14 protein-coding genes and 1 tRNA gene are annotated in these 15,338 nt (G+C 39.0%); 1 reads left to right on the forward strand and 14 read right to left on the reverse strand.

Features of this window, described 5'->3' with window-relative positions:
* Positions 1-107: 107 nt before the first annotated feature.
* From rnr to ACFX4W_RS17280, 13 genes are all read right to left on the reverse strand, one after another.
* Entirely contained in the window at positions 108-2,450 is a 2,343-nt protein-coding gene (rnr, locus tag ACFX4W_RS17220) for a ribonuclease R (protein ID WP_377559830.1), read from the reverse strand.
* A 38-nt stretch (positions 2,451-2,488) separates the two neighbouring features.
* Positions 2,489-3,229 carry an alpha/beta hydrolase gene (locus ACFX4W_RS17225; RefSeq protein WP_013059696.1) on the reverse strand — a complete coding sequence of 247 codons (741 nt, stop codon included), beginning with the start codon at positions 3,227-3,229 and terminating at the stop codon, positions 2,489-2,491.
* Positions 3,230-3,496: 267 nt separating this feature from the next.
* Entirely contained in the window at positions 3,497-3,730 is a 234-nt protein-coding gene (gene secG, locus ACFX4W_RS17230; RefSeq protein WP_013059697.1) for a preprotein translocase subunit SecG, read from the reverse strand.
* 208 nt (positions 3,731-3,938) lie between these two features.
* Complete coding sequence (gene eno, locus ACFX4W_RS17235; protein WP_013059698.1) at positions 3,939-5,234, reverse strand: phosphopyruvate hydratase; 1,296 nt, start codon at positions 5,232-5,234, stop codon at positions 3,939-3,941.
* A gap of 24 nt (positions 5,235-5,258) precedes the next feature.
* Positions 5,259-6,791: a 2,3-bisphosphoglycerate-independent phosphoglycerate mutase gene (gpmI, locus tag ACFX4W_RS17240; RefSeq protein ID WP_043977316.1), complete on the reverse strand. Its 1,533-nt coding sequence runs from the start codon at positions 6,789-6,791 to the stop codon at positions 5,259-5,261.
* Positions 6,791-7,546: a triose-phosphate isomerase gene (tpiA, locus tag ACFX4W_RS17245; RefSeq protein ID WP_043977318.1), complete on the reverse strand. Its 756-nt coding sequence runs from the start codon at positions 7,544-7,546 to the stop codon at positions 6,791-6,793. Before tpiA ends, gpmI begins: the two co-directional genes overlap by 1 nt.
* Positions 7,547-7,721: 175 nt before the next feature.
* Positions 7,722-8,906, reverse strand: a complete 1,185-nt coding sequence (locus tag ACFX4W_RS17250) for a phosphoglycerate kinase (RefSeq protein ID WP_013059701.1) — start codon at positions 8,904-8,906, stop codon at positions 7,722-7,724.
* A 309-nt stretch (positions 8,907-9,215) separates the two neighbouring features.
* A complete protein-coding gene (gene gap, locus ACFX4W_RS17255; RefSeq protein ID WP_013059702.1) occupies positions 9,216-10,223 on the reverse strand; it encodes a type I glyceraldehyde-3-phosphate dehydrogenase in 1,008 nt (335 codons plus the stop codon).
* Positions 10,224-10,268: 45 nt separating this feature from the next.
* The gene (locus tag ACFX4W_RS17260) at positions 10,269-11,297 is read right to left on the reverse strand and encodes a sugar-binding transcriptional regulator (protein ID WP_043977320.1); all 1,029 of its coding nucleotides are present in this window, start codon (positions 11,295-11,297) and stop codon (positions 10,269-10,271) included.
* A gap of 133 nt (positions 11,298-11,430) precedes the next feature.
* A complete protein-coding gene (locus tag ACFX4W_RS17265) occupies positions 11,431-11,679 on the reverse strand; it encodes a glutaredoxin family protein (RefSeq protein ID WP_043977322.1) in 249 nt (82 codons plus the stop codon).
* A 12-nt stretch (positions 11,680-11,691) separates the two neighbouring features.
* Positions 11,692-13,002 (reverse strand): RNA polymerase factor sigma-54, encoded by a 1,311-nt coding sequence (gene rpoN, locus ACFX4W_RS17270; RefSeq protein ID WP_043977325.1) that lies wholly within the window; start codon positions 13,000-13,002, stop codon positions 11,692-11,694.
* A 286-nt stretch (positions 13,003-13,288) separates the two neighbouring features.
* The gene (locus ACFX4W_RS17275; protein ID WP_377559834.1) at positions 13,289-13,963 is read right to left on the reverse strand and encodes a hypothetical protein; all 675 of its coding nucleotides are present in this window, start codon (positions 13,961-13,963) and stop codon (positions 13,289-13,291) included.
* Positions 13,964-14,164: 201 nt separating this feature from the next.
* Positions 14,165-14,236 (reverse strand) — tRNA-Arg (locus ACFX4W_RS17280).
* 220 nt (positions 14,237-14,456) lie between these two features.
* On the opposite strand from ACFX4W_RS17280, the gene clpP reads away from it, so the two are divergent.
* Entirely contained in the window at positions 14,457-15,044 is a 588-nt protein-coding gene (clpP, locus tag ACFX4W_RS17285) for an ATP-dependent Clp endopeptidase proteolytic subunit ClpP (RefSeq protein ID WP_162215081.1), read from the forward strand.
* A 33-nt stretch (positions 15,045-15,077) separates the two neighbouring features.
* Here clpP and ACFX4W_RS17290 read toward each other — a convergent pair whose 3' ends face one another.
* A complete protein-coding gene (locus tag ACFX4W_RS17290; protein WP_013059708.1) occupies positions 15,078-15,332 on the reverse strand; it encodes an HPr family phosphocarrier protein in 255 nt (84 codons plus the stop codon).
* Between the last annotated feature and the right edge of the window lie 6 nt (positions 15,333-15,338).

The following is a 15,338-nucleotide window of genomic DNA, read 5'->3' on the forward strand; positions in this document are numbered from 1 at the left end:
TTATGTATCATTTTACTGTATGGAAATCTAAACAACAACTAAAACGTTTAATGGAGCTGTTTTGAAGCAGAAGGAATACCCTTCTGCTTCACTGCTGTCGATTTCGATTATTTACGCTTTTTCTTTTTGCGCTTAACATTTGGGGCACCCTCGAAGAATCTCTTTTTCTTTTTCTTCTTTGGCTTTTGAGTAGACCACTCTTCATTTTTGCTTCGGCTGCCCTCGCGACCTTTTCCTTTATCATCTTTGCGTGACTTTTGTTTTGCTTTAATCACTTTAGGACGGTCTTTAGATAAGCGTTTGCGACTTTCTTTCATTCCTACAATAATAAAGTCAACCGAACGCTCGTCTTTATTCACATCGGCGACTTTCACTTCAATTTCGTCTCCAATTCGGAAGACATTGCCCGTTTTTTCTCCAATCATCGCATAGTGACGTTCGTCGTAACGATAATAGTCATCTGTTAAGTCACTGACGTGAACTAAACCTTCAATCGTATTTTCTAGCTCCACGAACATTCCAAAGTTAGTAACAGAGCTAATAATACCATTAAATACTTCCCCAACCTTATCAGCCATAAACTCAGCTTTTTTCATATCGTCCGTTTCCCGCTCAGCGTCAACTGAACGACGTTCCATATTAGAAGAATGCTCAGCAACATCAGGCAGAAGCTCGCGCCATTTTTCTTGCGTTTGCTGATCTGTTTTTCCTTCAATTAAATACGTGCGAATGAGACGATGAACGATTAAATCCGGATAACGACGGATTGGAGACGTAAAATGCGTATAGAACTCAGCTGATAAACCAAAGTGGCCTAAACTTTCTGCTTCATATTTCGCTTGTTTCATCGAACGAAGCATAACAGTTGAAATAACCATCTCTTCAGGCGTGCCTTTTACTTCTTCTAAAATATCCTGTAGCGCACGCGGATGAATATCGTTTCCTGTTCCTTTCACCGTGTAACCAAAGTTTGTAATGAACTCTAAGAAACGAGTAAGCTTCTCTGCATCTGGATCTTCATGAATACGATAAATGAACGGTACGTTCATCCAGTGAAAATGTTCTGCTACTGTTTCATTCGCCGCTAGCATAAATTCTTCGATTAGCTTTTCAGCAACCGAACGTTCACGCAAAATAACATCGTGAGGATGGCCATCATCATCTACTAATACTTTTGCTTCTTTGAAATCAAAATCAATGGCCCCGCGATCCATTCTCTTTTTACGAAGAATAGCTGCCAGATTTTCCATACGCTCAAACATCGGAACGATTGGCTCGTAGCGTTCTAACACTTCTTCATCTTTATCCACTAAGATTTTGTTAACGTCTGAATACGTCATTCGTTCTGTCGTTTTGATGACACTTTCAAAAATCTCATGTTTCACTACTTCACCCTGTGGATCGATTTCCATCTCACAAGAAAGCGTAAAACGGTTAACTTTTGGATTTAATGAGCAAATTCCATTAGATAAACGGTGAGGAATCATCGGAATAACTCGGTCTACTAAATAGACGCTTGTTCCGCGCTCTGCTGCTTCTACATCAATCGGAGAACCTTCTTTAACGTAGTGACTTACATCTGCAATATGGACGCCTAATTTGTAGTTTCCATTTTCAAGCTCTGTAACCGTTACGGCGTCATCCAAATCTTTTGCATCTGCTCCGTCAATGGTTACAATAACTTGATCACGAAGATCGCGGCGGTTGCCAATATCTTTTTCGTCAATCGTTTCAGGTGTATCAATTGCTTGTGTTAAAGCATCAGCAGGAAATTCTTGAGGAAGACCGTGCTTATGGATAACAGAAATGATATCGATCCCCGGATCGTTTTTATGTCCAAGAATTTGAACAACTTTTCCTTCTGCATTCATGCGGCCTTCCGGATAGGTTGTCAGTTCTACTACTACTTTATGGCCTTCAACCGCACCGTTTCTTGCTGCTTTGGGAATAAAAATATCACCTGCAATTTTTTTGTCATCCGCAATCACAAAGCCAAAATTTTTGCTTTGCGTATACGTACCTACAATTTGCTGGGTACCTCGTTCTAAGATTTTTACAATGGTTCCTTCACGACGAGCACCTGATGATTCTGATGACACTCTTGCAAGCACAATATCTCCGTGCATAGCATTGTTTGTTTCAGTAGGGGGAATAAATACATCACCCGCACCTTTTTCTTCAGGAACTACGAACGCAAACCCTTTTGCATGTCCGCTTACTTTCCCTTTGACAAAATTCATTTGTTCCGGCAGCCCGTAGCGATCGTTTCTTGCTCGGATAATTAAACCCTTCTCTTCCATAATAACAAGTGCCTTCACAAACTCTTTGAATGACTCTGCATCCTCAGTATTAAATTCTTTTGCAAGCTCTTGGACAGTCAAAGGTTTGTAATTATCCCTTTTCATAAAATCCAATATTTCATTTATATAGGGCTGATTTTCTTCTTTCACATCATGTCCCTCCTTTTTCTTTATTCGTATTATCTCTATCACCAATCAAGTGATTCCAAAAATGCATATACATCCTCGTGAAGCTGATCACGCTCTTTATCAAAGGTAATGGTATGACCAGATTCTTCGTACCATTTTATATCTTTTGTAGGAGACTCGACGCTATTATAAATAATATTGGCGCTGTCTGTATTAATCATATGATCATGACGACCTTGTACAACAAATGTCGGTGCATAAATCATATCAACTGAATTTCGCACTTCAGCGATTAATTCCTGTAAAGACTTTAATGTGTTCATTGGTGTTTGCTTGAACTCTTCCATTTCTTGTTCAATCTGTTCAGACGATTTACCTTCACGCTTTTTATATTCGCGTGCATACGCTAAAACACCTTCATACATGACTTCTTCACTCTTTATATACATAGGGGCGCACATAGGCACAATACCCTTTATAGGTACAGTGTAACCTAATTTCAGTGAAAATACGCCACCTAGTGAAAGACCTACAGCGGCAATACTTTCATGCCCTTTGCTTTTCAAAAACTCATAGCCGTCCATGACATCTTTCCACCAATCTTTTGGACCAGTATGAACAAGTTCTTCAGGCGCTACGCCATGTCCTTTGTAATGAGGTGCGTGGCATGTGTATCCTTTTTTTTCTAAAAAACGACCTAACATACGAACATCAGCAGAATTTCCGGTAAAACCATGAAGTAATAAAACAGCTTTTTCGCCGCCTTCAAATGTAAATGGCTTTGGTTGTGCAATTTTCATATATCATTTAACTCCTTTTAGTTATAATATCTGCAGTCCTAATAGAAAAAAACATGTATTTATGTGACGGTCATCACATAAAAAGAGATGTAGCCATCAACTTTTACGCTTTTATACTATATTTAGTACTTTTTTCTAAAGCTATATTATATCATTACTTAAAAATGAAATTAAAGTATTCAACACGCCCATTAAAAAACCACCTAATACATAAGTTGGTATACACCAAGTACATATGCATTAGGTGGCAGTCTATCCAGTAACATATTAAAGTTTGAAATAAGATACAGCAAGTGTTAACACAAAGAATAAGATAGATAACACTACTGTCAAACGGTGTAAAACTAAGTCAATTCCACGTGCTTTTTGTTTCCCAAATAACGTTTCAGCTCCACCGGAAATAGCTCCAGATAATCCAGTAGTTTTACTTGATTGTAAAACGACCACAACAATCAAAGCAATTGAAACAATCACTAGCAAAGTAATCAGCAATGTATGCACTAAGACACACCTCCTACACCAAGTAATAGTCAATCAGCGGGGTTTCTTCATCCCTTCTGATTGGCATTACCGGGGATAAAGTACGCGCACTACGCTAACGTTAATTTATCATAAAAAACCCTCTCGTACAAGTAATGGCAGTGAAATACAACGGATTTTAACGTAAAAAAACGGATGACAATCGTCATCCGTTTTTTATACTTTCAACTTATTTTTTTAAGTTGTAGAAAGATTTAGCGCCATCGTATACAGCTAGAACACCTAGCTCGTCTTCGATGCGTAGTAATTGGTTGTATTTCGCAATACGATCTGTACGGCTCATAGAACCAGTTTTGATTTGACCAGCGTTTGTTGCAACAGCGATATCAGCGATTGTTGCATCTTCAGTTTCACCAGAACGGTGAGAAACTACTGCTGTGTAACCAGCACGTTTAGCCATTTCGATAGCTTCGAACGTTTCAGTTAATGTACCGATTTGGTTAACTTTGATAAGGATAGAGTTACCTACGCCTTGTTCGATACCTTGAGCAAGTTTTTTCGTGTTTGTTACGAATAGATCGTCACCAACAAGCTGTACTTTTCCGCCAATGCGCTCAGTTAATAGCTTGTGACCATCCCAGTCATTTTCGTCTAAACCGTCTTCGATTGAAACGATTGGGAATTCGTTAACTAACTGCTCGTAGAAATCTACCATTTCAGCAGAAGTTACGCCTGTACGGCCTTCGCCTGCTAAATCATATTTACCAGTTTCTTTGTTGAAGAACTCAGAAGAAGCTACGTCCATACCTAATTGGATGTCTTTACCAGCTTCGTAACCAGCTTTTGTGATTGCTTCTACGATTACTTCTAATGCTTCACGGTTAGAACCTAAGTTAGGAGCGAAACCACCTTCGTCACCTACAGCTGTGTTTAAGCCTTTAGCAGATAAAACAGATTTTAACGCGTGGAATACTTCAGCACCCATACGGATTGCTTCTTTGAATGTAGGAGCTCCTACAGGTAAGATCATGAATTCTTGGAAGTCAACGTTGTTATCAGCATGAGAACCACCGTTGATGATGTTCATCATTGGAGTTGGTAATTGCTTAGCGTTGAATCCACCAAGGTAACGGTATAATGGAAGACCTACGAAATCAGCTGCTGCGTGAGCTACTGCCATAGATACACCAAGAATAGCATTGGCACCTAATTTACCTTTGTTTTCAGTACCGTCTAACTCGATCATAAGTCGGTCGATACCGATTTGATCAGTTACGTCCATACCTACTAATTCAGGAGCGATAATTTCGTTTACGTTTTCTACTGCTTTTAATACACCTTTACCTAGGTAGCGAGATTTGTCACCATCGCGTAATTCTACTGCTTCGTATTCACCAGTAGAAGCACCACTTGGTACTAAAGCGCGTCCGAAAGCGCCTGATTCAGTATATACTTCAACTTCAACTGTTGGGTTACCGCGAGAATCTAATACTTCGCGTGCATAAATGTCAAGAATTGCTGGCATTTTAAAACTCTCCTTTATAATTAATTATTTAATTAATGTTTTACCTGTCATTTCTTTTGGCTGTGCTACATCTAGAAGAGTAAGCATCGTAGGAGCTAGATCTCCTAGAATACCGTCTTCACGAAGCTCTAAGCCTTGTTTGGTTACGATTACTGGAACAGGATTCGTTGTATGAGCCGTCATTGGATTACCTTCAAGCGTAATCACTTCATCAGCATTACCATGGTCTGCTGTGATGATTGCTGTACCGCCTTTAGCTAAAATTGCATCTACAATTTTGCCTAAGCACTCATCTACTGTTTCAATTGCTTTTACCGTTGGTTCTAACATACCTGAATGGCCTACCATATCAGGATTTGCAAAGTTTAATAAAATAGCGTCTTGCTTATCGCCTTCGATTTCTGCAAGCAACGCGTCCGTCACTTCATAAGCACTCATCTCAGGTTTCAAGTCATATGTTGCTACTTTTGGTGAATCGATTAAGATACGTGTTTCACCAGGAAACTCTGCTTCACGTCCACCGCTCATAAAGAACGTTACGTGAGGATATTTTTCTGTCTCGGCAATACGAAGCTGCTTTAAGTTATTTTGAGATAATACTTCACCAAGCGTGTTATCCAAGTTAATTGGCTTAAAGGCTACATATCCGTCAACTGTTTCGCTGAAGTGAGTTAAACATACAAAATGTAAGTTTTTCGGATGTTTTTCACCACGATCAAATGAACGGAAATCTTCGTTTGCGAACGTATTTGAAATTTGAATTGCGCGATCCGGACGGAAGTTGTAGAAAATAACTGCATCTTCGTCTTGAATTGTCGCAACTGGCGATCCGTCTTCTTTTGTAATAACAGAAGGTAAAACGAATTCGTCATAGATTCCATTTTCATACGAATCTTTTACGCACTCTTCAGCGCTTGTATATGATGGACCTTCGCCGTACACCATTGCGCGGTATGATTTCTCTACGCGCTCCCAGCGTTTGTCGCGGTCCATTGAGTAGTAACGTCCTGAAATTGTTGCAATTTCACCAACGCCATACTCTTCAATTTTTTCATTAAGTTCTTTTAAATACGTTTCAGCAGATTGAGGTGCTACGTCACGACCATCTAAGAAGCCATGAATGTAGACTTTTTCTAAGCCTTCACTCTTAGCTAGACGCAATAATGCATATAGATGTTCGATATGACTGTGTACACCGCCATCAGATAAAAGCCCGAAAAGATGAAGATTTGTACCCTTTTCTTTTGCGTGCTTTACAGCTGCTAGAAGCGTTTCGTTTTGTTCAAACTCGCCTTCACGAATTGCTACGTTTACACGAGTTAAGCTTTGGTACACAATTCGGCCTGCGCCGATGTTTAAGTGACCTACTTCAGAGTTACCCATTTGGCCTTCTGGTAAGCCTACAGCTTCTCCAGACGCCTCAAGTGTAGCATGAGGATACTCGTTCCAGAAACGGTCGAAGTTTGGTTTTTTTGCATGTGTTACCGCATTACCTTTATCTTCATCGCGTAATGCAAAACCATCTAAGATGATTAATGCTACTGGCTTTTTACTCATTACTTACCAGCCTCCAAAAGCTGTAAGAAAGAATCTGCTTCTAAGCTTGCTCCACCTACTAAAGCTCCGTCAATGTCTGATTGAGACATATATTCTTTAATATTAGCAGGTTTTACGCTACCGCCGTATTGAATACGTACAGCATCTGCAACATCTTGAGAGAATTGTTCTGCAACAACGCTACGGATGTATGCACAAACTTCGTTTGCACCTTCAGCAGTTGAAGATTTACCTGTACCGATTGCCCAGATTGGCTCATATGCGATAACTGTTTGTTTTACTTGCTCATCAGTTAGACCAGCTAATGCTTTTTGTACTTGATTAGCTACAACTGTTTTTGTTTGATCTTGTTCGTACTCTTCATTTGTTTCACCGCAGCACACGATTGGTGTTAAACCGTGTTTGAATGCAGAAATTGTTTTTTGGTTTACTGTTTCGTCCGTTTCAGCAAACATTTCACGACGCTCAGAGTGTCCTAAAATGACATAGTTCACACCTAAGTCTGCTAAAGCAACAGGGCTCACTTCTCCAGTGAACGCACCGTTTTCTTCAAAGTGCATGTTTTGTGCACCAATTTTTAAGTCTGTGCCTTTAGTCGCTTCTACTAAACGATCTAAAAATAGTGCAGGTGCACATACTACTGATTCTACGCTTTCAGGAGATGGTACTGCTCCTTTTACTTCTTCAACAAAGCTAGTTGCTTCAGAAAGTACTTTGTTCATTTTCCAGTTTCCTGCAATAATTGGTTTACGCATGTATAACACCGTCCTTTGTTTATTGTGGGTTTTCCCTTCACGCGTTAGATGTCCAAGAGGGTGCTGTTAAAAGTGATTCGGTCCCTTTTATCTCTTGGTCATCCATCTTCGCTGCTTGATAATTTTTTATATTATCAGTCGTCAGGTCGGTCCTCCGTCTTACTGAAACATAAACTTACTTATCGTTTAATGCAACTACGCCTGGAAGTTCTTTACCTTCCATAAACTCTAGTGACGCACCGCCACCTGTAGAAATATGGCTCATTTTATCAGCTAAGTTGAATTTTTCAACAGCTGCTGCAGAGTCTCCTCCGCCGATTACTGAATATGTGTCAGTTGCTTCTGCTAAAGCTTCTGCTACTGCTTTTGTTCCGTTAGCAAATGCGTCTAATTCAAATACACCCATTGGTCCATTCCAAATAACTAACTTAGAGTTTTTGATTACGTCAGCATAGATTTCGCGCGTTTTCGGTCCTGCGTCTAAGCCTTCCCAATCGCTTGGAATATCTTCAATTGATACAACTTGAATATTAGCATCATTTGAGAAGTCATCTGCTACTACCACGTCCACTGGCATGTAGAAGTTTACTCCGTTTTTCTTAGCTTTTTCCATGAAAGATTTTGCAAGTTCAATCTTGTCTTCTTCAAGAAGTGATTTACCTACTTCATGGCCTAGTGCCTTAATAAATGTGTAAGAAAGTCCTCCACCGATGATTAAGTTATCTACTTTATCAAGCAAGTGGTCAATTACACCGATTTTGTCTTTAACTTTTGCTCCACCAACGATTGCAGTAAATGGACGTTCTGGGTTTGATAATGCTTTTGAAAGCACATCAAGCTCTTTTTCCATTAAGAAACCTGCTACTGCTGGAATATGTTGTGCAATTCCTTCTGTTGAAGCATGCGCACGGTGAGCTGCACCGAATGCATCGTTTACGTACACGTCTGCTAATTCAGCAAATGCTTTTGCTAATTCAGGATCGTTTTTCTCTTCACCTGGGTAAAAACGTACGTTTTCAAGTACTAAAACATCGCCTTCGCTCATGCCGTCGATTGTTTTCTTTACTTCTTCACCAAAAGCTTCGTCAGCTTTTGCAACGTCTTTACCAAGAAGAGCTTGTAAACGTTCTGCAACAGCATTTAGACGTAACTCTTCAACAACTTCGCCTTTTGGACGTCCAAGATGGCTAGCTAAAATTACTTTTGCACCTTGTTCTACTAAATATTGAATAGTAGGAATAGCTGCACGAATACGAGTTTCATCTGTTACTTTTCCGTCTTTCATTGGTACGTTAAAGTCTACGCGACAAAATACTCGCTTTCCTTTTACATCGATGTCTTTCAACGTTTTTTTGTTCATCGTTAAAAGGCCTCCTTAAGTATTTATGGTACTAAGCAAGTAGGCTTCTATGTAATCATCAATCCACAAACCACCGTAGATTTCATTTTATATATTGGCGCCTTTCTATATAAAGTGAAACTCCAGTTAGCTGCTTATGACGCTTTTTCATGTAGAAGCCAATACATAAATCAAGGAAGAGGGGGTATGCCCCTCTCTTCCTTAGCAAGTCTTATTATAGTCGTTCTATTTTCAGATATCCAATAAAAAAGGAAAGTCTAGTCGATTTCTGTCTTATTGAATAAAATAGAAGCGAATTTTAAGTTATTCTTATAGTCCTTTAGCAGCGATGTATTGAGCAAGGTCTACTACACGGTTAGAATATCCGCTCTCGTTATCGTACCAAGAGATAACTTTAACCATGTTACCTTCCATTACCATTGTAGATAATGCATCGATTGTAGAAGAGTTGATGTTACCATTGTAGTCACCAGATACTAGTGGCTCTTCGCTGTAACCAAGGATACCTTTAAGATCGCCTTCAGCAGCTTCTTTAAGAGCGTTGTTTACATCTTCAACAGTTACTTCTTTGTCAAGTTCAGCAACTAAGTCTACTAAAGAAACGTTTGGAGTTGGAACACGCATAGCTCCACCGTTTAATTTACCTTTTAATTCAGGTAATACTAGAGATACAGCTTTAGCAGCACCAGTTGAAGTTGGGATGATGTTTTCAGCAGCTGCACGAGCACGACGGTAATCTTTGTGTGGTAAGTCTAAGATTTGTTGGTCGTTTGTGTAAGAGTGAACTGTTGTCATCATTCCGCGTTTAAGACCGAACTTGTCATTTAACACTTTAGCAAATGGCGCTAAGCAGTTAGTTGTACAAGAAGCGTTTGAAATTACGTTGTGGTTAGCCGCATCGTATTTGTCTTCGTTAACACCCATTACGATTGTGATATCTTCGTCAGATGCTGGAGCAGAGATGATTACTTTTTTAGCTCCTGCTTCTAAGTGTTTTGCAGCGTCAGCGCGTTTTGTGAAGAATCCAGTAGATTCAACAACGATTTCTACGCCTTGTTTGCCCCAAGATAATTGAGCTGGGTCACGTTCAGCAGAGATTTCGATTGTTTTACCGTTTACTACTAAGTTGCTACCATCTACTACTACTTCTGCATCTAATTTTCCGTGTACAGAATCATATTTTAAAAGGTGAGCAAGCATGTTAGCATCTGTTAAGTCGTTGATTGCTACTACTTCAACGTTATCATTTTTTAAAGCTGCGCGGAATACATTACGGCCGATACGACCAAATCCGTTAATACCAATTTTTACTGCCATGGGTATTTCCTCCTTGAATGTAAAAAGTATTTTTTATATGAGGGATTAATTAAAACCCCTTACTAACTCTTTTGCGGCGCCTTCATCTGTAATGAGAATCGAATCATGCGCTTGTTGCATAAACGCTTTAATTGCCTTTGCTTTTGATGAACCTCCTGCAACAGCAATAACACATTTATTGTTCTTTAAATCATCGAGTTGTATGCCAACTGTTTTAACTTTATGAACAACTTCGCCTTGATGATTAAAATAGTATCCAAATGCCTCACCTACAGCATGTCCATTTTTCACTTTTTCTAAGTCTGCTTGTGGTGTTTTACGGCGTTCTGCCATTGTCATAGCGTCTCCTATTCCGTGAACAACCATACCAGCGGACTTAATTAAATGAAGCATGTCTTTAATAGATGGTTCACCGATAATAGATCGGTACGCTTCATCACTAAGCTGATCTGGAACATGAAGCAAGCGATAGTGACTCATGGACTTTTCAGCCATCTTAGCACAAATCGTATTTGCTTGGTTTTGTACATTTTCCCCTAGCCCTCCGCGAGCAGGTACAAAAAGTACATCAGGGTGTTTTAAATCAGGTGTCATCATTTCGGCAACGGCGGCAAGCGTCGTACCACCTGTAACAGCAACGGTATTTTTTTGACCAACAAGGCGCTCCTTGATACACGAAACAGATGCTCGACCCATTTCATTTTTGACCCAAGGAGACTGATCACTATCTCCAGATACAACAACAACTTCTGATAAAGAAAACGCCTCTTTTAATGTTGTTTCCAATAACCGAAGTCCTGAAACTTCCTTCATTACTTCTTCTAATTCAGCCAGAAGGAGCTCTCCCTCATTTGTAAGCGTCATTCCACTAGGATAAATGTCAATCAAATCTTGTTCTTTTAAGAATGTTACTTCGCTTCGTAACACACGCTCTGTTAGCCCAAGGCTTACAGCTAAGTTTCTGCGGCCAATCGGCTGCATTAAACGTATGTATTGCAAGATTTGATAGCGCTTTTGCATAACTGAGAGAAGTTCAGGTAATAATTTTCGTTGTACTTCTATTAAAGAACGCATGTTAAAATCCCCTTAAGGCATAAACTCGCTGGACATTTTTTGTCCCGTATAGACATATTATGTCCCACCTTGCGCAAAAAAAATTCACCCTGCTACAAAATCTATTCTAACAGGAGTGAATCCTTTATTCAACTCATGTGTTGCCTATTTTTAAAAGTAAGCGTTTTCTTAACGGAATACCTGTTATTTTTCCATATTCTACTTCTTCTCCATCCATTTCTACTACAGGAATGGCAAGGTGATACTTTTCCAGCCACTCATCGTTTTTGTAAATATCTCGTTCAATAAGCTGAAAGGGAAACTCCGACTGCAGCTCTGCAAGCAGCTTCTTTGCATCATCGCATAAGTGACAGCCATTTTTAGTATACAGTACGACCTCCACATTCCCACTCCTTTACTGCGTGACAAAAAGTTTTCGTTGACTGGATGGTAGAACGTTTAATTGATCTCGATATTTGGCTACCGTTCTTCTTGAAATAGTAACGTTATAATTGCTTTGCAAAACGTTAGCCAACTGCTGATCTGAAAGCGGACGCTGTTTGTTTTCTTCTGCTACTAGCTTTTTAAGCAGTTCTTTTACGTGAGTTGTAGAAGTCGCTTCGTTGTTGCCCAGTTGAATACTAGTTGAAAAAAAAGATTTCATTGAAAAGGTGCCAAAAGGCGTTTGAATATATTTGTGCCGAGTAGCACGGCTAATCGTTGATTCATGCACAGACGTTTGTTCCGCTACTTCCTTCATTGTTAACGGCTTCAAATACGAAGGACCCTTTTTAAAAAATGCTTCTTGTTCAACGAGTAAGGTATTCATTAATGCGTTTAATGTATCTTTGCGTGTGTGTAAACTTTTCATAATCCATTGGAATTCACGATATTTCTCTTGCAAATAAGAAAACATTTCTTGGTTCTGCCTATTTTTCAGCTGAAGTTTGTATTGTTCATTCACTGAAAGTCGAGGTTCCAAATCCTCATTTGCATAAGCAACGACATTTCCATCTTCAATTTTTACAATAAAATCCGGTACAATGAATCGTTCATTGGACTTCATATAAAACGATCCAGGACGAGGATTTAATTTCTTAATCTGTTCATGTAAGTGTTGAAGAGCTTCAAGTGAGATTTGACATAACTTTGAGATTTTCATCCATTTTTTATACGCGAATTCCTCAAAGTGATGTGTCAAAATTTGCTCTATTTTTTCTGTCCATTGATTATTCCTTTTTAATTGAAGCATTAAGCACTCTTGTAAACTTCTTGCCCCTACTCCTGCCGGGTCCATCTGCTGCACAAGCTGGAGAGCCTTTTCAACCTGCTCCTGATCTTGGCCAAGCTGGTTAGCAAGTATGATTAACTCATCGTGCAAATAGCCAGCATCATCCAGGCTATTAATAACAAACTCAACGGCTGCCTGCTCACATTCATCTAACTTTAATAATGCGGATTGATTCATTAAATGTTCGTACAGCGTTTCTTTAGGAGCTGGTATACTGCTCATATAATCTGTTGAATCAGAAGTTGCATGATTTTTTTGATTGTGAGATGTATAGACGGGCAGCTCTGAAAAATCTATAAGCGGATTTTGAAGCGCCTGCTCATGTAAAAACGCTACAATATCCATCGATGAATATTGTAAAAGAGAAATAGCTTGTGATAATTCTTTTGACATCGTCAGCTTTAACGACTGCTGCTGAAATAATCCAATTTCCATTATTTCTCCCCTCCCCTTCATCTATTTTACTATAAAAACGCTTTCAAAGAGCATGTAACTATTTTTTATATGTAATTTTTTCATCAAAAAATCTTCGTCAACCTTTGTTAACGAAGCGGTTCATCCTATTTTTAATTATTAACCATCAAAAAAGTAATAGAGTTATGCACCTTTATAACTTTTCATTATAATTCGCACCAACCACATGATCCGAGTAATAATCCGACATGACGTTTTCTTCGTCATGTCGAATTTTCTGCATGTGTATAATATATAGAAAAATTGCTTATTGAATGGTTTGTGCCATTTGCATAAACTTGTCCAAGTTTCCTTCTTCATTTTTCGTGAAGATGATTAGCTTCATTGGTTTCTTTCCTTTAACCAACACGGCGTTTACCGTATGGTCCCCAGATGTGGCTTCATACCAAACAGAATCTTTGAAGATTCCATTCTCTTCAAGATTCTTTTTCTCTGCTGCATTTTTATTAACTGCTGTTGCCGTTTGTTTAACAGATTGAGCAGCGTCATCCATCGATACTTCTGATGAAAGCATTTCAATACGCATAAATTGAGAATCATCTGAAGTTAATACTAACGCATCTTTTCCTGGTTCTTCACCCGTTAGTTTATAACCGTCCATTACTTGAATAGAATAATCTTGTTCTGGGCTTTTTGTTAGTTTTGTTTCTGAAGAAGACGTTGACTGTCCATCTTCCGCTGTTTCGCTAGTTGATGATTGACTTCCTGAAGGTTTGGCTGAGACCTCGGAAGAATCCGCATCTTTTTTCGAATCTTCTTTTGCAGCGCCTGATGTTTGATCAGATTTAGAAGCTGTGTCCTGCTGAACATTTTCTGCTTGATCATTAGACTTCGGCTGAGCAGAATCTTCGTTCGTCCCGCATGCAGACAGCAATAATGCTACCGATGCACTGACAATGAAAAGTTTGTTCATATATTTCATATTTATTCCTCCTCCGTGTTTCTTTTCCTTATATACTGTTTTATAGTATTCTGACAAATTCCGCAACCGGTACAATGGAATTAATTTCTTGCTTCCTTGCGCGTATAAAGGATTGGAGGAGAAAAATAAATATTATTTTTTGAGAAGATGAGCCTTTTTACTCAAAATAAAAAACGTTGCGTAATCCGCAACGTTTTAAGACGCCCTCGACAGGATTCGAACCCACCCTAAGAGAACCGGAATCTCTTGTGCTATCCACTACACTACGAGGGCATATTTGTCACAACTTCCATTATAGGAGAGAAAACTTCTCTTTTCAATAGAATACTACGTTTATTTTTTTTAGAAGGGGGGAAAATTTTAATAATGTCAAAGAGGAATACATAGTCTTTTAAGCGAATATGTGTAGTAGAGGTTCTTTTGTTTGACCTTTATTGACCATACGTGTATTATAGGTACATAACAAATTATTCTTGTTAAGGAGGAATTTAATATGAACTTAATTCCTACAGTTATTGAACAAACAAACCGTGGTGAACGTGCTTATGACATTTATTCACGTTTGTTAAAAGACCGCATTATTATTTTAGGTAGTGCTATTGATGATAATGTAGCTAACTCAATCGTTTCTCAGCTTCTATTCTTAGCTGCTGAAGACCCAGAAAAAGATATCTCACTTTATATCAACAGTCCAGGTGGCTCTATTACAGCTGGAATGGCTATCTACGATACGATGCAATTCATTAAGCCAAAAGTTTCTACAATTTGTATCGGTATGGCTGCATCAATGGGTGCTTTCTTACTGGCTGCTGGTGAAAAGGGCAAACGTTTTGCTCTTCCAAACAGCGAAGTAATGATTCATCAACCTCTTGGTGGTGCTCAAGGACAAGCTACTGAAATCGAAATTGCGGCAAAACGTATTCTATTCTTACGCGAAAAACTAAATTCAATTTTAGCTGAGCGTACAGGTCAACCTTTAGAAGTGCTACAACGTGATACAGATCGTGATAATTTCATGACTGCTGAACGCGCTTTAGAATACGGTCTAATTGACAAAGTATTAGAAAGCGACCCTAAATAAAAAAAAGCCTTTCCCGCAGCGGGAAAGGCTTTTTTATGCATCGTTCTCTACGTAAGCTACTAACGCATCCATTGCTTCTTTTTCATCTACCCCTTCAACGATGAGCGTAATAAGAGAACCGTTATTAATCGCTAAGCTCATTAACCCCATGATACTTTTAGCGTTGACCACTTTCTCATCTTTCTTCAAGTACACATCAGATGTAAAACGAGTTGCTTCTTGCACAAATAGTGCGGCAACACGAGCTTGTAATCCCGTTTTTAATTTTACTTCTACTTGTTTTTCCATAATAAA

The organism is Priestia sp. YIM B13489 (assembly GCF_042787645.1).
GTDB lineage: Bacteria > Bacillota > Bacilli > Bacillales > Bacillaceae_H > Priestia > Priestia megaterium.